At 46.5% G+C, this 20733-nt stretch carries 18 protein-coding genes and 1 pseudogene; 13 read left to right on the top strand and 6 right to left on the bottom strand.

All coding sequences use genetic code 11. The annotated features are described in order from the left end of the window. Window positions 1-7 precede the first annotated feature (7 nt). Together lplD and LJF29_RS12500 are read left to right on the top strand one after the other, a co-directional pair. Window positions 8-1351, top strand: a complete 1344-nt coding sequence (gene lplD, locus LJF29_RS12495; RefSeq protein ID WP_229148835.1) for an alpha-galacturonidase LplD — start codon at window positions 8-10, stop codon at window positions 1349-1351. A 76-nt stretch (window positions 1352-1427) separates the two neighbouring features. Beyond that, the gene (locus LJF29_RS12500) at window positions 1428-2123 is read left to right on the top strand and encodes a DUF421 domain-containing protein (RefSeq protein WP_010333316.1); all 696 of its coding nucleotides are present in this window, start codon (window positions 1428-1430) and stop codon (window positions 2121-2123) included. Window positions 2124-2161: 38 nt separating this feature from the next. Here the strand turns inward: LJF29_RS12500 and hmoA are convergent, their stop codons facing one another. The 3 genes and pseudogenes from hmoA to LJF29_RS12515 form a co-directional block, all read right to left on the bottom strand. Next, window positions 2162-2485 carry a heme-degrading oxygenase HmoA gene (gene hmoA / locus LJF29_RS12505; RefSeq protein ID WP_229148837.1) on the bottom strand — a complete coding sequence of 108 codons (324 nt, stop codon included), beginning with the start codon at window positions 2483-2485 and terminating at the stop codon, window positions 2162-2164. 115 nt (window positions 2486-2600) lie between these two features. Beyond that, a pseudogene (locus LJF29_RS21240) lies at window positions 2601-2785 on the bottom strand (VOC family protein); the annotation flags it as partial. Between the two features lie 109 nt (window positions 2786-2894). Further along, complete coding sequence (locus LJF29_RS12515) at window positions 2895-3449, bottom strand: hypothetical protein (protein WP_229148840.1); 555 nt, start codon at window positions 3447-3449, stop codon at window positions 2895-2897. A gap of 196 nt (window positions 3450-3645) precedes the next feature. On the opposite strand from LJF29_RS12515, the gene LJF29_RS12520 reads away from it, so the two are divergent. The 3 genes from LJF29_RS12520 to LJF29_RS12530 all read left to right on the top strand — a co-directional run bounded on the left by LJF29_RS12520 (window position 3646) and on the right by LJF29_RS12530 (window position 5598). Next, complete coding sequence (locus tag LJF29_RS12520) at window positions 3646-4515, top strand: STAS domain-containing protein (protein WP_010333320.1); 870 nt, start codon at window positions 3646-3648, stop codon at window positions 4513-4515. Between the two features lie 155 nt (window positions 4516-4670). Then, the gene (locus tag LJF29_RS12525) at window positions 4671-4838 is read left to right on the top strand and encodes a YezD family protein (RefSeq protein ID WP_010333321.1); all 168 of its coding nucleotides are present in this window, start codon (window positions 4671-4673) and stop codon (window positions 4836-4838) included. Window positions 4839-4953: 115 nt separating this feature from the next. Then, a complete protein-coding gene (locus LJF29_RS12530; protein ID WP_229148842.1) occupies window positions 4954-5598 on the top strand; it encodes a Bax inhibitor-1/YccA family protein in 645 nt (214 codons plus the stop codon). Window positions 5599-5776: 178 nt separating this feature from the next. Here the strand turns inward: LJF29_RS12530 and LJF29_RS12535 are convergent, their stop codons facing one another. Beyond that, window positions 5777-6280 (bottom strand): MarR family winged helix-turn-helix transcriptional regulator, encoded by a 504-nt coding sequence (locus LJF29_RS12535; RefSeq protein ID WP_229148844.1) that lies wholly within the window; start codon window positions 6278-6280, stop codon window positions 5777-5779. A gap of 161 nt (window positions 6281-6441) precedes the next feature. On the opposite strand from LJF29_RS12535, the gene LJF29_RS12540 reads away from it, so the two are divergent. Beyond that, window positions 6442-7551, top strand: coding sequence for an FAD-dependent oxidoreductase (locus LJF29_RS12540; protein ID WP_229148845.1), 1110 nt, complete (start codon window positions 6442-6444; stop codon window positions 7549-7551). 33 nt (window positions 7552-7584) lie between these two features. Here the strand turns inward: LJF29_RS12540 and LJF29_RS12545 are convergent, their stop codons facing one another. Next, complete coding sequence (locus tag LJF29_RS12545; RefSeq protein ID WP_229148847.1) at window positions 7585-8655, bottom strand: DUF3900 domain-containing protein; 1071 nt, start codon at window positions 8653-8655, stop codon at window positions 7585-7587. Window positions 8656-8804: 149 nt separating this feature from the next. Between LJF29_RS12545 and LJF29_RS12550 the strand changes: the two genes are divergently transcribed. The 7 genes from LJF29_RS12550 (at window position 8805) to LJF29_RS12580 (ending at window position 19422) form a co-directional block, all read left to right on the top strand. After that, complete coding sequence (locus LJF29_RS12550) at window positions 8805-11993, top strand: bifunctional cytochrome P450/NADPH--P450 reductase (RefSeq protein ID WP_229148849.1); 3189 nt, start codon at window positions 8805-8807, stop codon at window positions 11991-11993. A gap of 450 nt (window positions 11994-12443) precedes the next feature. Then, window positions 12444-14363 (top strand): lipoteichoic acid synthase LtaS1, encoded by a 1920-nt coding sequence (gene ltaS1, locus LJF29_RS12555; RefSeq protein ID WP_024120525.1) that lies wholly within the window; start codon window positions 12444-12446, stop codon window positions 14361-14363. 240 nt (window positions 14364-14603) lie between these two features. After that, on the top strand, window positions 14604-15368 hold the full coding sequence (locus tag LJF29_RS12560) for a glucose-1-phosphate cytidylyltransferase (RefSeq protein WP_010333331.1): 765 nt from the start codon (window positions 14604-14606) through the stop codon (window positions 15366-15368). 6 nt (window positions 15369-15374) lie between these two features. Continuing rightward, on the top strand, window positions 15375-16343 hold the full coding sequence (locus LJF29_RS12565; protein WP_229148851.1) for a GDP-mannose 4,6-dehydratase: 969 nt from the start codon (window positions 15375-15377) through the stop codon (window positions 16341-16343). 22 nt (window positions 16344-16365) lie between these two features. Next, window positions 16366-17280 (top strand): putative nucleotide-diphospho-sugar transferase, encoded by a 915-nt coding sequence (locus LJF29_RS12570; RefSeq protein WP_229148852.1) that lies wholly within the window; start codon window positions 16366-16368, stop codon window positions 17278-17280. A 28-nt stretch (window positions 17281-17308) separates the two neighbouring features. Next, the gene (locus LJF29_RS12575; protein ID WP_229148854.1) at window positions 17309-18472 is read left to right on the top strand and encodes a glycosyltransferase family 2 protein; all 1164 of its coding nucleotides are present in this window, start codon (window positions 17309-17311) and stop codon (window positions 18470-18472) included. Window positions 18473-18486: 14 nt separating this feature from the next. After that, on the top strand, window positions 18487-19422 hold the full coding sequence (locus LJF29_RS12580; protein ID WP_229148855.1) for a putative nucleotide-diphospho-sugar transferase: 936 nt from the start codon (window positions 18487-18489) through the stop codon (window positions 19420-19422). A 29-nt stretch (window positions 19423-19451) separates the two neighbouring features. Here LJF29_RS12580 and LJF29_RS12585 read toward each other — a convergent pair whose 3' ends face one another. Further along, window positions 19452-20684 carry an MFS transporter gene (locus LJF29_RS12585; protein WP_229148857.1) on the bottom strand — a complete coding sequence of 411 codons (1233 nt, stop codon included), beginning with the start codon at window positions 20682-20684 and terminating at the stop codon, window positions 19452-19454. Between the last annotated feature and the right edge of the window lie 49 nt (window positions 20685-20733).

The raw sequence follows: 20733 nt of genomic DNA on the forward strand, positions 1-20733 counted from the left end.
AAAGGGAGTGTTTCATATCAGTACGTTAGATCAGGTCAAAATCGCGTATATCGGCGGAGGTTCCCAAGGCTGGGTCCGAAGCTTGATGAGCGATTTGTCCCTTGATGAACGAATGTCAGGCACGGTGGCGCTCTATGATCTGAATTTTGAAGCGGCAAAGAAAAATGAAATCATCGGCAATCACAGCGGAGACGGCAGATGGAGGTATGAGGCGGTTTCTACTTTGAAAAAGGTATTATCCGGTGCAGATATCATCATTATTTCGATTTTGCCGGGTACCTTGGATGACATGGAAACGGACGTTCATCTGCCTGAGCGATACGGCATCTATCAATCGGTTGGTGATACTGTCGGACCTGGGGGAATCATGAGAGGTTTGCGGGCCGTTCCGATGTTTGCAGAAATTGCCCGGGCAATAAGAGACTATGCCCCCGAATCATGGGTCATCAATTATACAAACCCAATGTCTGTGTGCACGAGAACGCTGTATAAAGTGTTTCCCGGTATAAAAGCGTTCGGCTGCTGCCACGAAGTATTCGGCACGCAAAAACTGCTGGCGGAGATGGTTACAAATAGGCTTGGACTAGAGGTGAAGCGGCGTGAAGACATTCATGTTCATGTGCTGGGCATTAACCATTTTACATGGGTGACAGCAGCTTCTTACCGGCATATTGATCTGCTGCCTGTTTTCCATGATTTCTGTGCGCATTATGCCGAATCCGGCTATGAGCTGGAGGGGGAAAGCTGGAAGGACAGCGTATTTCGCTCTGCACACCGTATTGCATTTGATTTATTTGAAACGTACGGTGCCATCCCCGCTGCGGGTGACAGGCATCTGGCTGAGTTTTTCCCCGGTTGTTATCTCAAACAGCCTGAGACATGGAAGTTTCACCTCACACCCATATCCTTCAGAAAACAGGACAGAGACCTGAAACAAAAAGAAACGGATTACATGGCACAGCAAAAACGAGGTGTTGAGAGGAAAGCATCAGGAGAAGAGGGCGTGAACATCATGGCGGCACTCCTCGGGCTGGGCGAACTTGTAACAAATGTGAATCTGCCGAATCAAGGCCAGGTCGCTCATCTGCCATTAGATGCGATCGTGGAAACAAACGCATTTATTACCCGCAACCGTGTCCAGCCGATTGTTTCCGGAGCGCTGCCGAAGGGTGTGGAACTGCTGGCTGCACGACACGTATCCAATCAGGAGGCAGTGGCGGAAGCGGGACTAACAAAGGACCGCGGCCTCGCTTTTCAAGCGTTTCTCAATGACCCGCTTGTCACACTCGACCGCCAGGATGCGGAGCAGCTTTTTGACGACATGCTGTCAAAGCACCAGGCGTTTTTATAATAGCGAACAGTGACCGTTTAGAAATAATGCAGTTGACCATAATGATAGTAGCTTTTAAGAAGTAGGTGCTATCAACATGGGAGATTATCTCAGTGTAGCGGCAGAATTAGTTTGCGGTTTGGGTATTTTATTTGTCATTTTGAAGTTTCTCGGAAAAACCCAATTCTCTCAAATCACTCCGTTTGACTTTATTTCTGCTTTGATTTTAGGGGAACTGGTCGGAAATGCAGTGTATGATCATGAAATTAAGATCAAAGAGATCATTTTTGCTTCGCTGCTGTGGGGATTGCTGATTTATCTGATTGAATTCATTACCCAAAAAATAAAGGGCTCCAGAAAGTTCCTGGAAGGCGAACCGAGTATCGTTATTCATAGAGGAAAGCTGAAATATGAGATGCTGAAGAAAAACAAGCTCGACATTAATCAGCTGCAGAGCCTTTTAAGGCAGGCAGGCTGCTTTTCCATACAGGAAGTGGAATATGCCATATTAGAAACAAACGGGATGGTCAGCGTTCTTCAGAAATCCGATTTTGGCAATCCGACGAGAAAAGATATGAATCTTCCGCCGCAAGATGTGTCTTTGCCCACCACGTTAATTCTTGATGGAGAGATTGTGTATGACAACCTGCAAGAAGCGGGGGTAGACGAACAATGGCTGCGGCAAACGCTGAAAAAGCAGGGAATTGAAAAGACTGAGGATGTGTTATTTGCTGAATGGCATGCTAATAAACCGCTGTACGCCGTCACATTTGAAGAAAGCAGATTTTCATGAAAAAAAGAGCTTGCGGCACAGCCCAAGCTCTTTTTCCGTTATTGATGAGTCCCTTGTTTGACAGCTCTCACGTGATACATGCTCACTTCAGTGCTAATCATATAGTCAGGCTTTGGCTTGCCTTTGTTCGCTTTATGTCCGGCGATATGCGCATCGCTTTTTTCCCACTGCTTCCAGTGATCCTCGGATTCCCAGCGAATCATAACAACGACTTCCTCATCGCCGCGGCGGACGTTTTTCTCAAGCACGGTCACATCAATTAAGCCTTCCTGTTTTTCAATGATTCCTTCAGCGCTGAAACGTTCAATCACCTGATCAGCATGGCCCTCTTTTACCGTCATTTTTCTCAACTGAACAAACATTTATCTCTCCCCAATCACACTCATATATATCCGTTATTGTAAATGAAATTCATTCTCAATGTCAAAAAAAGAGCACGGCGGAGCATTTTCTCCGCCGCCGCACTTATGCTTTCAATCAAAACTCATTGCCGTCCTCGTCCTGAATTTGAACTAAGGTGCTCCACTCCATTTGGTTCGGCTCACTGAGAAATTCTACATCGTTTGCCTTCATTCTATCATATATACTAAAGATCTTTTCACACTCAAAGAGACCTCCAGCCAGCTTGCGTTTGGTCCCATCGGTTGGTCCGCCACAATGTCAATTTGTTTGATCATAGGGAGACCTCCAATTCAATAGATATGTATATCTTAACCTGTTAAAGCTAAAGGAACACAGAAAAATCAGCCGGAAGAACCGGCTGATTGACCATTAATATGAACAGCTTACGACATCTATATGTTTTGTGTCCAAGGCGTAATAAAACCAGCGATGGTGTGAGGCATCCCAATAAAAGCCGCCGACGGATTCTCTTCCAAGAATGATTGGGAAGAACCAAAATGAGCTGCCGTTGGTTAACCAAACATAGGTAAATCGGAAGAGACAAGGCTGAATGAGAACGGGTTCAACTAAATAAGCTGCCCCATGCAAGCCCTGAGGCTTTTTCGGTTTTGCCGGCTTTTTATGAGGCGGAGGCCCTTGCGGCGCTCCTCCGCCAACACCTGGCACGGCGCCTCCGCCGATACCAGGCACGGCACCTCCGCCAATTCCCGGCACGGCGCCTCCGCCGATACCAGGAACAGCACCTCCGCCAATTCCCGGCACGGCGCCTCCGCCGATACCAGGAACAGCACCTCCGCCAAATCCAGGTACGGCGCCTCCGCCAATACTAGGCCCTGGATATCCAACTGGGTAGCGGTAATCATATTCTACTGGGGACCATGGATCATAGATCGGCCCATCATACATATATGGATCATAATACATATCATAACGTCCTTTCTCAAGTAAACTGTACATTTGACAGGATATGAAAGTGGGCTTATATTGGTGAATCTGCCTATGGATATAATTGGCATGCGCTCAGTGTGCAGAATCAATCTATTTTTCCCTAGTCCCATTCACAATTTCGATTTATAATTTTATAATATAAGAGCTTCTATTACGAAAAAGGAGACAGACCGTGAATATCGATCAAAAACTATATCAATATATCATAGACCATACGGCTGACATTACTGAGAAATGGTTCAGTTTACGGAGACAGCTGCAGGGCGAATTATATTCCGCCGAGCATTTAAGTGAAGATACGAAAAAGCTTTTGACTGAGCAACATACGTTTACTAATATAACAATCGCAAGTGCATTCCTGGAGGAACAAACTGAATTTCAAGACAATATGGCAAAATGGGCGCTGAATGTTGCGAAAAAAAGAGTAGAGCAAGATGTTCCGGTGCATGAGGTCGTTGAAGCCATATCAAATTCAAGAATTGCATTCTGGGATGCTGTTGTTACGTTTATAAAAGAGCATCGGGATATCGTCACAAATGAGGATGCTGACCGCTGGAACCGTATTGTGAATCAGTCTTTCGATAAGCTGATTATTGAGTTTTCCGAGCAGTATCAAAAATTTATGCTGATGAGGCTCACTTCTCAGCAGGAATTAATCAGTGAATTAGGCTGTCCGGTGATTTCCATTGCGGATGGAATCGGCATATTGCCGCTGATTGGCTCTGTCGACACAAAACGTGCGCAGGTGATTTTAGAGACAGTGCCGGTACGATGCATTGAGAGAAAAATTACAAGCCTTGTAGTCGATCTTTCCGGCGTCCCGATTGTGGATACAATGGTTGCGCAGCAATTGTACAACCTGTCGAAAACACTTTTCTTACTTGGCGTCAAAGCCGTTTTTTCAGGTATTCGGCCGGATGTCGCCCAAACATCAATTCAATTAGGGCTTGATTTCAGTGAATATGAAACATACGGCTCGTTGAAGCAGGCGCTTGAAAACATGGGCGTCCGCTGTATTGTTGAGGAATTGGAAGAAAACTAAGATGAAATCTGATGAGGCATATGACCGTCCCTTGATTGGGTGATCATATGCCTTTTTGATTTGAATGGAAATCACCATTGATTTATTGGAAAAAACATAATATTATAATTCTTATAAGAATACTATGAATTAAAACTGAACAGGGGGGAAGGTCATTGCTTTCAAAAACAACCGTTGATCCGAAAGTGATTGAAAAAATCATCAGCTCGTTGGAAACACTGGATTTCGGCACCGTTCAAATCACCGTACATGATTCCCAGGTCACCCAGATTGAGAAGGTGGAAAAACACCGTTTCTCACTGAAAAGCAAAGAATCGAAGTAAAAGAGGTGTTTTAAAGGTTTTTGTTCGACATTAAATTCTCCTTAAAACATATACATATTTCATCCATTTTTTATATAATAGACCTTTAAGATCATTTCTTAGGAGGATTTTTGACATGCAAGCTACAGTTCATGAGAGTAAGCATTCGATCATGCAGCGCATTTTGACAGTGTTTATCTTTACACTGCTGATCGCAACCGTCGGGCTGTACATCGGCCAGTATATTCCTGTCGCTTTGATGCTGCCGCTTTCGATCCTTGAAGTGGCGATGATCATTATCGCCTTCTGGATGCGCAGAAGAAAAGCGGTCGGGTATGCGTTTGTTTATACATTCGCCTTCGTTTCCGGCATTACCCTATTTCCGATTGTCAGCCACTACGCTTCCATTGCCGGTGCCTATGTGGTACTTGAAGCGTTCGGATCTACATTTTTAATTTTTGCCGTGCTCGGTACAATCGGCGCAAAAATGAAGAAGGATTTATCGTTCCTGTCATCGTTTCTGCTCGTAGCGCTCATCGCACTAATTGCGGTTGGCATTTTCAGCATCTTCAGCCCGCTGAATTCCGCGGCGATGATGGCGTATTCCGTTATTGGAACCATCGTCTTTTCCCTTTACATCTTGTATGATTTGAACCAAATCAAACACCGCGATATTACGGAGGACTTAATTCCGGTTATGGCATTATCGCTGTACCTTGACTTTATCAACTTGTTCATCAACCTGCTTCGCTTCTTTGGCATTTTAAGCAGTGATGATTAATCAGAAAGCGCCTGTCATTGAGATAGGCGCTTTTTGTGACGGTTGGCGTTTTATTATGTACCAGTGGTGTCCGGCATTTTTACATCTGTTCTGAGCAGCATTGTGTTTGTGATCAGCGGCATATTTGTCACCGTGCTTAAAAAAAAGTACTGTAGCCTGTCCAGATCGGACGGGTTTTTTAGTCTTTAAACACGCTTAGCTTTTCAAACATATCACTCAGCATATTTACGAACATGTCTTTTTCCTCATTGCTGTAGTTCTCCATTACTGCGGAAATCCTGCTGAAATGGCCGGGCAGAAATTGCTCCAGCCGTTCTTTGCCTTCCTTTGTCAGCTCAATGCTGATTTTTCGTTTATCCTCGTTGTGATGCCTGCGGCGGACAAATCCGTCCCTCGTCAGTCCGTCAATCAGGCCGGTAATCGTTGCCTTCGTGACGTTTGATTGCTTGGCGAGCTCCGTCGGGCTTAACATGTGGTCCTTTGCGTCGAACAAAAGCATCAGGATTTTAAATTTTCCTTCAGACAATCCGCGTCTGGCGAAATAATGCTCCATCACATGATTCATTTTTTTCGAGATATCAAACAAAGATAAAAACAATTCAAGAGAGCCGGCGTCCACGTTGGAATACGTCTCGGCGTGTTCTGTTATATGTTTGTATTTCGGTAAATGTTTTAATTCCATCACAATATGCTCCCGTACGTTTGTCGTGACACGATTATAATGGAGGGAAAATCAGAACGCAACCTGTGTTGGAGGTGATTGACAGCTGTTTGCCGGACATAGTAAGGTAATGTAGTTAGGTGCCTAACTACATACAGCGAACTGAAAAGGTGGTTATCAACATGAAACATATACTGATAGCGGGAGGCGGAATTGGCGGGCTGTCGGCAGCCATTTCTCTCAGGAAAGCAGGTTTTTCCGTCACCTTATGTGAAGCGGCTGCAGAAAACCGCAAGACCGGCGCGGGGATTCTCCAGCCGCAAAACGCACTGGCGGTGTTAAAGGAGCTGGGCGTATTTGAAGAGTGCTGCGAGCATGGATTTCAAACAGCGTGGTTTAAAACATTCGATAAGCAGGGGAATCTGTTATTCAAAGTCAGTGAGTCTTTCTTAGATGATAAGCTTCCGGGCCGCAATAATATCCTGCGAAAAACGTTAAATGACATTCTCATCAAGCATGCCGAAGCTTCGGGTGCAAGGATTTTGTGGGGGAAAAAGATTGTGGCTTATGAAGAAACGCCTGATGCGGTTACTGCCGTATGTAATGATGGAGAAAAGATGCAGGTTGACATTCTGGCGGGCTTTGACGGCATTCATTCCATTGTACGGGATGCCATGTTGCAAAAAGAAATAGAAAAAGAGTTCCTCGGCATGGGGGCGTGGCGCTTTTATATCGAGCTTCCCGATTACACATTTGAGGACGCGACATTGATGTACAGAAGCGGAGAGACACAAATTGGCGTCGTGCCATTGGCGGAACACGCCGGCTATGTCTTCGTCCTCCAGCCTTGCACGAGCGATTACTGGGATGAGGAAGAGACCCGGTTTGATAGAGTCAAAGAGATCCTCTCAGGCTTCCCGGGGCTTGATTTTGTCACAAAGCATATGTCAAAAGAACACCCCGTCATTTTTAATAAACTGGAGCAGGTCGCCGTGCAGGAGCCATGGTACAAAGGCCGCGTCGTCATCGGGGGAGACGCCGCCCACGCCGGAGCGCCGACCTTGGCGCAAGGAGCGGCCATGGCCATTGAAGATGCGATTGTGCTTTCCGAAGAGCTCAAAAAGCATGACGACCTCGAAACCGCGTTTCAGGCATACGACGAAAGAAGAGCACCAAGAGCGCTCAAAGTGCAGGACTTATCTTCAGAAATCGTCCGCCGCGGGCTGAAAGGAGAGCCGGGAGCGGAAGAGCTTATTGGGGAGTGCTATGCGGTGTTGAGGGAAGGGTATTAAAAAGGAAAAGTCCAGAATTGAATTCTGGACTTTTTATTCTTGCTCTGTTTTATTCCGTATCCGCTCAATCACCTCATGCAGCCCCTCAGGCTTATAAAACTCCACCGGCGAACTGCCCTTCTCAAACGAAATCGTCTCCGCTTCAATCAGCGCGACATAGCGCCCGTTCACCTTCGCGAGATGAATCGATTCGCCAAAATCAGCTAGCAATCCTTTAATCTCGGTTTCTCCGACTTTCATTTTCAGCTCGGCTTCCGGCGTGTGCTCAATGATCTGGGCGGAGGCTTCGATCACTTGATGTGTGTCGAGGCGTTCTTGGATTTCCCGCTTTTCGCTCGCTTCCCAGATTTCGATGTCTTGTTCAAACTGCTTGAGCTCTTCGCTGTTGTCCTCAAATGTCTCATAGACGTGTTCCTGCACCATGTTCATGACCTGGGTTTTCATGATTTCCGGCATTGATTCACCGTACTCAACGAATTTCAGGAAATCCTCGAAATAGCGGGCGTGCGAGGCCTGGTGGATTTTCAGCTCGCCTTCCTCGATCATTCCTTCCTCCGGCATGAACGGGTATTGGATGCTCTTCATGTTTTTTGTCGTGATGGCCATTTCGACTTTTTTAATGAGGGAAGACGCGTCTGAGATGCGGGCGACCTTCGGCTCAAAATCACATTTCATAATGAAGACAAATGACTCATCGAAGTATTTTCTCGGCACAGCGGAAGCGACTAAGAACACACCGCCGCGGACCGCGCTCGTGTCGAGGTACGTGCGGACGAACTGTTCGCTCAGCTCGTTAAAGTCCTCTTTTGTTTCCGCCAAGCGTGCGCGATTGAACAAGTTGTAGTTCGGGTTGGAATCCAGCTCGTGGCCGGGCTCGACGATAAAATGGCCGATTTTCGTCGGCACCTGCTCGGATGGCGGATGGCGGTCGGCTTTCCGTTTGACGATTTTTTTCAGCTCTCCGTCAAGAAAGTCCTTCAGCTCGCTTTCTTCAAACTCCTCTGTATCAAGGGTCTGGAAGTGCTTGAATTGCTTGTTTGCCTGCTCATCCTTGCCTTCCACCTGTATGACATAAAAGGATAAAAATCGAATTTCAAAATCCATATGTGAACTCACCTTATTTGCGTATTGTACAGCTTCTCAAGTATAGAAAAAACAACGATCAGGCGTCAATCAGAGAAATGGAATAATCGTCACCATGAAAGGGAAATGTAGTCAGATAGAAAGCATTACATACGGAAAGGAATGGTTCGATGAAGGAAACAAGTCCGATTCCTCAGCCGAAGACGTTTGGACCGCTCGGCAATCTTCCTTTAATTGATAAAGATAAACCGACTCTGTCACTGATCAAATTGGCGGAAGAGCAAGGCCCCATTTTTCAAATTCACACACCGGCGGGTACGACAATTGTGGTGTCCGGCCATGAATTCGTGAAAGAAGTTTGTGATGAAGAGCGTTTCGATAAAAGCATTGAAGGCGCTTTGGAAAAGGTTCGCGCGTTTTCGGGTGACGGATTGTTTACAAGCTGGACGCATGAGCCCAACTGGAGAAAAGCGCACAACATTCTCATGCCGACGTTCAGCCAGCGGGCCATGAAGGATTATCATGAAAAAATGGTTGACATCGCTGTTCAGCTGATTCAGAAGTGGGCCAGGCTCAATCCGAATGAAGCAGTCGATGTCCCCGCTGATATGACCCGGCTGACATTGGACACGATTGGGTTATGCGGATTTAACTATCGTTTTAACAGCTACTACAGAGAAACGCCTCATCCGTTTATCAACAGCATGGTGCGCGCGCTGGATGAAGCGATGCACCAGATGCAGCGGCTCGATGTTCAAGATAAACTCATGGTCAGAACAAAGCGTCAATTCCACCACGATATTCAAACGATGTTTTCGTTAGTCGACAGCATTATTGCGGAGCGCAAGGCGGATGGAGATCAGGATGAAAAAGATTTGCTTGCACGGATGCTGAAGGTGGAAGATCCGGAGACCGGGGAGAAGCTTGATGATGAAAATATCCGTTTTCAGATCATTACATTTTTAATTGCCGGGCATGAAACAACGAGCGGCCTGCTGTCGTTTGCGATCTACTTTTTATTGAAGCATCCTGACAAACTGAAAAAGGCGTATGAAGAGGTCGACCGGGTGCTGACGGGTGCAGCGCCGACCTATAAACAAGTGCTCGAGCTGAAATACATACGGATGATTTTAAATGAATCACTGCGCTTATGGCCGACGGCTCCAGCTTTCAGTCTTTATCCGAAGGAAGATACGGTCATTGGCGGAAAATATCCGATCACAACCAAGGACAGAATTTCTGTCTTGATTCCGCAGCTTCACCGCGATCAAGACGCATGGGGTGAGGATGCTGAAGAATTTCGTCCAGAACGGTTCGAACATCAGGACCAAGTGCCTCATCATGCCTACAAGCCGTTCGGGAATGGACAGAGAGCCTGTATTGGCATGCAGTTTGCCCTGCATGAAGCTACACTTGTGCTGGGCATGGTATTAAAATATTTCACTTTGATTGATCACGAGAATTATGAGCTTGATATCAAACAAACGCTGACACTTAAGCCCGGTGATTTTCACATCCGAGTTCAAACGCGAAATCAGGAAGCGATTCATGCCGGCGTTCCGTCGGAGGAAAAAGCGGCGCGCGATGATGAACAAAAGAGCAAACAGGAAAAGAAGAGTGCTTCGGTTATCGGTCTCAACAACCGGCCGTTACTCGTACTGTATGGCTCTGATACCGGCACCGCGGAAGGCGTCGCCCGGGAGCTTGCCGATACAGCGAGTCTTCACGGCGTAAGGACTGAGGTGGCGCCCTTGAACGATCAGATTGGAAAGCTGCCGAAAGAGGGAGCCGTTGTGATCGTCACCTCTTCCTATAATGGAAAACCGCCAAGCAATGCGGGTCAGTTTGTGCAGTGGCTTGACGAAATACAGCCAGGTGAGCTGGAGGGTTTCCATTATGCGGTGTTTGGCTGTGGAGATCATAACTGGGCAAGCACGTATCAGTACGTTCCGCGAACCATTGACGAGCAGCTAGCGGAAAAAGGGGCGACCCGTTTTTCTGCACGCGGAGAGGGCGATGTCAGCGGTGATTTTGAAGGACAGCTTGACCAGTGGAAAAAAAGCATGTGGTCGGACGCCATCAAAGCCTTCGGACTCGAGCTTAATGAAAACGCTGATAAGGAGCGAAGCACGCTGAGCCTTCAGTTTGTCAGGGGGCTGGGAGAATCCCCATTAGCCCGGTCGTATGAAGCGGTTCACGCATCCATTGCGGAAAATCGAGAACTCCAGTCCGCAGACAGTGGCCGCAGCACCCGCCATATCGAAATTGCGCTGCCTTCTGGCGTCGAATATCGGGAGGGCGATCACCTTGGCATTCTTCCAAGGAACAGCCGGACAAATGTCAGCCGGATTCTTCACAGATTCGGCTTAAAAGGAACGGACCAAGTTACACTGACGGCAAGCGGGCGCAGTTCCGGGCACCTGCCTTTGGATCGGCCTGTCAGCCTGCATGATCTGCTCAGCTACAGCGTTGAGGTGCAGGAAGCGGCAACCAGGGCGCAAATACGCGAGCTGGCCGCATTTACCGTCTGTCCGCCTCATAAACGTGAATTGGAAGATATGACGGAAGAGGGCGTTTATCAGGAACAAATTTTGAAAAAACGGATTTCCATGCTGGATCTGCTTGAACAATATGAATCATGTGAAATGCCGTTTGAACGGTTTTTAGAGCTTTTACGCCCGTTAAAACCGCGGTATTATTCGATTTCAAGCTCCCCGCGGGTGAATCCGGAACAAGCCTCGATAACTGTAGGCGTTGTGCGCGGGCCGGCTTGGAGCGGCCGCGGCGAATATCGCGGAGTGGCATCGAATGACTTGGCGGAGCGGAAGGCGGGAGATGATGTCGTGATGTTTGTCCGCACGCCGGAATCCCGATTTCAGCTTCCGGAAGACCCTGAAACACCAATCATCATGGTGGGGCCGGGAACAGGAGTTGCGCCATTCCGCGGATTCCTGCAAGCCCGGTCAGCTTTAAAACGCGAGGGAAAAACGCTCGGCGAAGCCCATCTTTATTTTGGCTGCAGAAACGATCGCGATTTTATTTACCGAGATGAGCTTAAGCAGTTTGAACAAGACGGAATTGTTGCTGTGCACACGGCTTTTTCCCGTAAAGAAGGCATACCGAAAACGTACGTTCAGCACCTTATGGAGGAGCATGCGGAAACCTTAATTTCGATCCTCGACCGCGGCGGCCGTCTTTATGTATGTGGTGACGGCAGCAGGATGGCGCCTGATGTGGAGGCCGCGCTGCAAAACGCGTATCAATCTGTTCATGGCACCAGTGAAGAAGAAGCGCAAAACTGGCTCAGACATCTGCAGGAAACAGGCATGTATGCAAAGGATGTCTGGTCGGGGATTTGATTATTTTTACACAGGACTGGAGAGATCCAGTCCTTTTGTTATGTCCTTTTTAAAAAATGTGATCTCGCTAAACGTCTGTGCATACAATAACCACAGTCCGCCTGAAGGGCGGGCTGTCCTTAAGACCTATTTTTCGTTTTTGCTAGTTTATGTTATTCTTATACTCGGTATCTATTTCTTTTTTTCCAAAAGCGGGCAGGACAAAAGAAACCTTTTTTATTTCCGAGAAAAAAGTGAAACGAATTGAGGGCTTCTTTCGTCCAGTGTTTGGTTTGAAATAGGTGTAATAGAAATGGTATGTGCAAAACGTAAATATCCCGGTATAGCGCGGTATATTTATTTGTTGTGTGATGCCTTGATTTTGTTTGGAAAGAAGGAATTGGAAGACAGGATAAAAGAGAAAGTAAAAGTAAATAAAGACTTAACGTGTTTAAGAAAGTAGAGGTTGCCATGAAGAAACTTTTTTCTTACAAACTTAGCTTTTTTGTGTTGGCTGTTATACTGTTTTGGGCAAAAACGTATTTATCCTACAAAACAGAGTTTAACCTTGGGGTAAAAGGCACAACCCAAGAAATCCTTTTGGTGTTTAACCCGTTCTCAAGCGCCGTCTTCTTTTTAGGACTGGCATTGCTTGCGAAAGGGCGAAAATCGGCTATTATCATGCTGATTATTGATTTTGTGATGACGTTCATTTTATATGCAAATATTTTATTCTATCGTTTCTTTGATGATTTCTTAACGTTCCCGAACATTAAACAGTCCGGCAACGTCGGAAACATGGGCGACGGTATTTTCAGCATCATGGCCGGTCATGATATTTTCTATTTCTTAGATATTATCATCTTGATTGCGGTATTGATCTGGAGACCTGAATTCAAAGGATTCAAAATGAAAAAACGTTTTGCGTCTTTGGTGATTCTTTCCGGGGTCGCACTGTTTTTCATCAACCTGCATTTTGCGGAAAAAGACCGCCCGCAGCTGCTGACAAGAACGTTTGACCGCAATTATATCGTAAAATACTTAGGTCTTTACAATTACACCATTTATGACGGTGTGCAGACGGCTCAAACAGAAACGCAAAGAGCGTATGCAAGCAGCGATGATCTGACAAGTGTCGAGAATTACACGACGTCTCATTACGCGAAGCCGAACGCTGAGTACTTTGGTTCTGCCAAAGGCAAAAACATCATTAAGATTCACCTGGAAAGCTTCCAGTCGTTCCTGATTGATTACAAGCTGAACGGTGAAGAAGTTACGCCATTCTTAAATAAACTGGCCCACGGCGGCGAAGACGTCACGTACTTCGATAACTTCTTCCATCAGACAGGACAGGGGAAAACATCTGATGCCGAGCTGACAATGGATAACTCGATCTTCGGTCTTCCAGAAGGCTCCGCATTTGTAACAAAAGGCGAAAACACATACCAGTCGCTTCCTGCGATTTTGGATCAGAAGGAAGGCTATACTAGCGCCGTCCTGCATGGTGACTACAAATCGTTCTGGAACCGCGACCAGATTTACAAACATATCGGCTATGACAAATTTTTCGACGCAAGCACGTATGACATGTCAGAAGAAAACATCATTAATATGGGGCTCAAGGATAAGCCGTTCTTTACAGAATCAATTCCAAAACTTGAATCTCTGAAAAAGCCGTTTTACGCACATTTGATTACCTTGACAAACCATTATCCGTTTAACTTGGATGAAAAAGACGCGACGATTAAGAAAGCGACGACTGGCGATAATACAGTCGACAGCTATTTCCAGACTGCCCGTTACCTTGACGAGTCCCTTGAGCAATTCTTCAAGGAACTGAAGGAAGCAGGTCTGTATGACAACTCAGTCATCATGATTTACGGTGACCACAATGGTATCTCTGAAAACCATAACCGCGCGATGAAAGAAATTCTCGGAAAAGAGATCACAGATTATCAAAACGCGCAAAACCAGCGCGTGCCTCTGATGATCCGCATCCCTGGCAAAAAAGGCGGAGTGAACCATACGTATGGCGGCGAAATTGACGTCATGCCGACACTTCTTCACTTGCAAGGTATTGATTCTGAGAAATATATCAACTTCGGTACCGATTTATTCTCTAAAGACCACGACGACACAGTGGCGTTTAGAAACGGCGACTTTGTAACGCCGAAGTACACATCTGTCGACAATATCATCTATGATACGAAGACAGGTAAAGAAGTAAAAGCGAATGAAGATACGAAGAACCTGAAAACAAGAGTGACACAGCAGCTGAAGCTTTCTGACAGTGTCCTTTACAAAGACCTGCTGAGATTCCACAAACTCAGTGACTTTAAAGCCGTTGATCCGTCTGATTATCATTACGGCAAGGAAAAAGATATCGAATAAGACAAAGAAGAGCCTTGAGCGGGCGTATTGCCGCGCTCAGGGCTCTTTTTTTGTGTGGTTACATAACCAAGTTGAAAAAATAGATTCCATTTGGTCACCAAGGCCGCCTCTCTCTCATATCATTACAGTAGATTTTGAAACCGGTATTGGAATCGGACAAATTATCGGGGAAATGCCTTGATAGATTGTAAGGAGGTACCAAGGTTTCGAACTCAATATTCATAGAGATGAGGGGTAGAGATGAAAGCGGTCATTCTCTGCGGCGGAAAAGGAACGAGAATGAGTGAGGTCACGAATGAACTTCCTAAACCGCTCGCCATGATAGGCGGAAAACCGATTCTATGGCATATTATGAAAATCTATCAGTACTACGGAGTGAACGAGTTTATTCTGCTTTTAGGCTACAAAGGAGAAAAAATCAAAGAATATTTTCTGAATTACGAATGGAAGCACAACAGCCTCACGCTCGACAGCTCTACAGGAGAGGTGCAGATGCTGGGACAGCCTGAAACGTGGAAAATTACGTTTTTGGAGACAGGGGAAGATACGCTGACAGCCGGAAGAATCTTGCAGGCGAAGGACTATATCGGCAATGAAACGTTTATGCTCACCTATGGGGACGGGCTGGCCAATATCAATCTTTTTCATCTCATCAGCTATCATCAGACAAAAGGTGCTGCTGCGACTGTCACCGGCATTGATAAAGTCTCGCAGTTCGGCACCTTGACGGTTGAGGATGGCATAGCGAAAACATTTTCTGAAAAGACATCGAGTGACGGCATCATCAATGGCGGATTTTTCGTTCTCGATCCAAAGGTTTTCGATTATTTGCCGAAGGACGGGAACGCCATGTTCGAAGATGAACCGCTGAAAAACCTTGCGAAAGACGGTGAACTTGCCGTGTATCGCCATTACGGATTTTGGACGGCAATCGATACGTATAAAAATCTTTTGGAAGTCAACAAGATGTGGGATCAAGGACAACATGTATGGAAGGTATGGTGAACTGATTTGAGTTTCTGGAAAAATAAAAACGTATTTGTCACGGGTTGTACAGGTCTTTTAGGAAGCTATTTGGTGAAAGAGCTGATCGAACAGGGCGCAAACGTGACGGGGCTTGTCAGAGATCATGTGCCTCAGTCCAATCTTTATCAGGGAGAACATGTGAAGAAAATGAACATCGTGCAGGGCGCTCTTGAAGATTTGCCCGTGATTGAACGCGCGCTTGGAGAGTATGAAATCGATACGGTGTTTCACCTCGCTGCACAAGCGATTGTCGGCGTTGCGAACCGCAACCCGGTTTCCACCTTTGAGGCGAATATTCTCGGCACGTGGAATGTTCTTGAGGCCTGCCGGAAGCACCCGTTAATCAAGCGTGTCATTGTCGCGTCAAGCGATAAGGCATACGGCGATCAAGAAAACCTTCCGTACGATGAAGATATGCCGCTGCAAGGCAAGCATCCGTACGACGTATCGAAAAGCTGCGCGGATCTGATCAGCCATACGTATTTTCACACCTATGGCCTGCCGGTCTGTATTACGCGCTGCGGAAATCTATACGGCGGAGGAGATTTGAACTTCAACCGCATCATTCCGCAGACGATTCAGCTTGTGCTGAACGGGGAAGCTCCCGAAATCCGCAGCGACGGCACCTTTGTCCGCGACTATTTCTATATTGAAGATGCCGTTCAGGCTTACCTGCTTCTGGCGGAGAAAATGGAGGAACTCAATCTCGCCGGGGAAGCCTTTAACTTCAGCAATGAGATTCAGCTGACTGTGCTTGAATTAGTCGAAAAAATATTAAAGAAAATGAACAGCAATCTGAAGCCAAAGGTGCTGAACCAGGGAAGCAATGAAATCAAACACCAATATTTATCCGCGGAAAAAGCGAGAAAGCTGCTGAATTGGACACCTGCTTACACCATTGATGAAGGACTTGAAAAAACCATTGGGTGGTATACAGAATTCTTCAAAAAGTAACGCGAAATGAGGTGAACATACCATGACGAGCGCCTATTGCACCGTTTTATCAAAAGGAAGATTATATCAGGCAGTCGCCTTATTTAAGTCTTTAGCGCAAGTCGATCAAGACAGCCCCATTTTTACGCTTTGTATGGATGATGACACGCACCGCGTATTGCAGAAATTGAATATGAAGCAGCTGACTCTTGTGCCGGTGGCAGCGCTTGAAAATGAAACGCTCCTGAAGCTGAAGGATACACGGGATCAAAGCGAGTACTGCTGGACGATGAAGCCGATCTTCTTGCAAGCTGTGCTGAACAGCAATCCCGAGCTGGAACGGGTGACGTATATTGACGGAGATTTATTTTTCTACACCGATCCGTCACCGATATTTACGAATCAGCCGGACTGCTCGGTGCTGCTTTCCCGGGGCGATATCATTATCCCTTCGTTTGAAAGAGAGCAAATTGATATGCTGCAGCGTCTGTTAGGCAGATATAACTCGGGCTTTATCAGCTTTAAACATGATAAAGCAGGGACGGATTGTTTGGAGTGGTGGAAGGAGCGCTGTCTTGAGGAATGTAAAAATGCGCCGGGTGAAGGGAAATTCGGGGATCAGGGCTATTTGGATTATATGTCTGAGCTGTTTCCGAAGAATGTGTGTGACATTACGACACCAGGTGTGAACATCGGCCATTGGAATTACGGACAGCACACCTTTTCCTGGAAGGATGGCCGGATTGTATTGGAAGATGGAAACCCGCTGATCTTCTATCATTTCAGCGGATATCGAATCGTCAGCATCAATGAAATCAAACAGATTCACGAAACAACACGCACAGACCTGCCGTTTGTGCATGAGCTGTACCAGCAGACCCTGCCGCATATCATTCAGCATATCAAAGCGCTAGACCCTGAATTTAACGGTTTTGCTTCAAAAGATGATAACAAATAAATGATTAAATACAGGAAGTGAAAATGAAGTGAAAGCAAGCGTTATTATTCCTGCATATAATTCAAAGGAGCGCCTCTATAACAGTCTTCTGTCCTTAAACCAGCAGGAGTGCGATGAAGAGTTTGAGGTCATCGTAGCGGATAATGGCTCTGAGGACGGGACACTCTCGATGCTCAAATCGTTTCAAGCGGACTTTCCGCTGATTTTTGTACGGATTAAAGAAAACAGGGGCATTGCCTACGGAAGAAATCAGGCAGTCCGCAATGCCAGAGGAGATATTCTGATATTCCATGACAGCGATATGCTTGCTGCCAAGGATCTTGTGGCAAAGCATATCAAAGCCCATGAAAACGAAGAGAATCTTGTCGTGTGCGGTTTGTTTTGGAAAAGGATCTACAGCTATTATTATGAGCGCTTTGAAGATGAACATAAGAAGCAGCTCGCAAAGTTATATGATGAAATGCCGAAAAAAGACAAACAAAAGCTTCTGTCAGAGGCGGATATCAAAAACGAAAGCTTCCTAAATCAAAGCTTTGACCTTGATACCGATTTTATTGACGTGCTGAAGCGGATACTGGATGAATACGGCGATGACTTAAAGGGCTACCATATGCCGTGGCGTTTTTTTATCACAAACAATTCATCAGTAAAACGAAAGCATGTGGCTGATCTCGGTTTGTTTGACGAAGGCATTGTACGGTACGGGTTCGAGGATTATGATCTTGGGATCAGGCTCCATCAGGCCGGACTGACGTTCAGACTGCATCGCGATATTGTCAGCGTTCATCAGGAGCACCCAAGCAATTGTCAGTCAGTAGACGATATCAGAACAAACATTGCCTATATGTGCGACAAATATAACAACATTCAGTCATTAGATGTTCATCTTGCCTTTAACGGCCCATTCCCTCCAGACATGACCAACAGGATCATGTCTGATATACACAAGCTGCTGGACTCGAAGAAATACGACATGCTGCTGCATCTGTTTCTTGAGCTGCTCCATGTCGTGAAGGATCGCAATCTGGACCCTGATTGGCAGAAAAAAACACCGAGGGTGACTGCGAAAAACTTTGATTTGCAAGCCGTTAAAAAGCTTCTGCCAAAAGCGAAGAAGAAGCTTGGCGTGAACGATTTTTCTAATGCACTGTATGCGCTTGTCAATGATTTACTGCACGTGGATCTTAGATAAATGGATGTGGTATGGTGAGTCAATTTCATTTTTCAACAATAGTGTCAAGGACGCACATCTTTAAACTGATGCCTATGATTCATTCCCTCCATGAGCATTGTGATGATTTTCATTTATATGTGCTATGTGTTGATCAGAAGGCATATGAATTGCTTCAGCACGTGCCATGGGAGTATGTCACCTTTGTGCAGCTTCATGAAATGGAAGATCCGGAGCTATTGGAAGCGAAAAGCAACAGAACGTTCCATGAGTATTGCTGGACACTGAAGCCCGCATTTTTGTTCCATGTCATGAGCCAGTGGGATGACGCCGAATATTATGCCCATATGGATACCGATTTGTTTTTCTTTTCTGATCCAGCGCGTATTTTTGCCGAAAACCCGGCGGCTGCTCTGTATTTGACCGATCACCGCAACTCGCCGCGGTTCATGTCTTATTATGAGCGGACCGGACGTTTTAACACAGGCTTTGTCGGCGCCCGGAATACAGAAGAAGCTTATAAAGCGGTATGGCAATGGAGACAGGAATGCATTGAATATTGCACGGTGGAAATGAATACGGAAAGAAAGACGTACGGAGATCAAAGGTATGTGGAGAAGTGGCCGGCGCAGTATCAGGGTGTGCATGTTGTCAAATCAACCGGAGTCAATACGGCGCTTTGGAATATAGAAAATTATAAGGTGACTCAAAAGAACGGCAGTGTTTATCTAGATGAAACGCCGCTGATTTTCTATCATTTCTCCGGGTTTACGTTGGTGACGGAGAACGAATTTAATCTTTGCTGGTATTACCGCATTGAAGACGAAGCGGCCATTGAAATGATTTATATGCCGTATGTGTTAAATCTGAAAAGGTGGATTGACGAAATACAGACGGCATTTCCGGACTTTGCAGACGGCTTTATCCCGAAACACGCGGTGCCGGACACTCATTTTATACAGCTTGATTAAAAAACCCCTGCCGCCCGGCAGGGGTTTTTTCAGCTATGCCATTCTCTCAGTTTCTGGTCACTCGGCAAAAGAAACGCGAGGATGCCAAGAATCGGGAGAAACGCGATGGCAATCATGGTCGGGGTCAGTCCCGCGGCGTCAATTAGAGCACCAAGCGCCACAGCGCCGATTGCTCCCATACCGAAGGCAAGGCCGACGGTTAAACCGGACATCGTGCCGATTTTTCCGGGGACAAGTTCCTGTGCATACACAACCGTTACGGAAAAGCTCGACATGAGAACCAAGCCGATCAAAGCGAGAACGCCATAGGCCAGAACCGGGCCGGCAAATGGAAGCAGAATCGCCAGAGGCACAGAGCACAGCAGCGAGCAGAGAATGACGAATCGTTTTCCGAAACGGTCTGCGAGCGGGCCGCCGAGAAAGGTTCCGACAGCGCCAAACAGCAAAAAGACGAAAATATAGCTCTGTGCCTGCTGAATGCTTACGTGATATGTATTCATCGCATAAAACGTGTAAAAGTTGCCGATCGCACTCGTATACCAAGAACGCGCGAAAATCAAAAAGATAATAATAATAAGAGCAGATATAACGGACTTGGTGACAGACGAGTTTTGTACAGCGGCTCTCTTTTGGGTGCCCTGCTTCTGTGCAAGACTGCCGAGCCGAGCGGCGTACCATTTTGCAATATAAAGCAGAAACATAACTGCGAGCGCGGCAACAAGTGTAAACCAGACAGCACCGAATTGTCCGAGCGGAACAAGGATCAGCGCGGTAATCAGGGGCGCCATCGCTTGGCCTGAGTTTCCTCCGACCTGATAAATGGACTGGGCAAGCCCGCGTTTTGTGCCGGCGGCCATATAAGCCACACGGGAGCCTTCCGGGTGAAAAATAGCGGAGCCTAATCCGATGAAAAACACACAGCACAAGATCGTCACAAATGACGGGGCAAATGCAAGGCCCAATATGCCGAGCATGCTGGCAGTCAGGCCGATCGGCAGGGCGTACGGCCGCGGCCGTTTATCCGTATACCAGCCGACAACAGGCTGCATGACGGATGACACCATGTTTAACGTGAAAGCGATGATGCCGAGCTGTGTGAACGTCAAGCTCATGGAGCGTTCCAATATCGGAAACATGGCCGGAATCACAGCTTGCAGCGAATCGTTGAGCATGTGGCAGATTCCGATGATCATCAAGATCGGATACACGGTGGTGCCGGGTTTTTGAACAGGTTTTTCTTTAAGCGGGGCGGCAATAGCCAAATGATTCTCCTCCTAACATATATAACCAGTGCATACCACCATATTATTC

Origin of the sequence: Bacillus sp. LBG-1-113 (assembly GCF_020708615.1) — a bacterium.
Taxonomy (GTDB): Bacteria; Bacillota; Bacilli; order Bacillales; family Bacillaceae; genus Bacillus; species Bacillus mojavensis.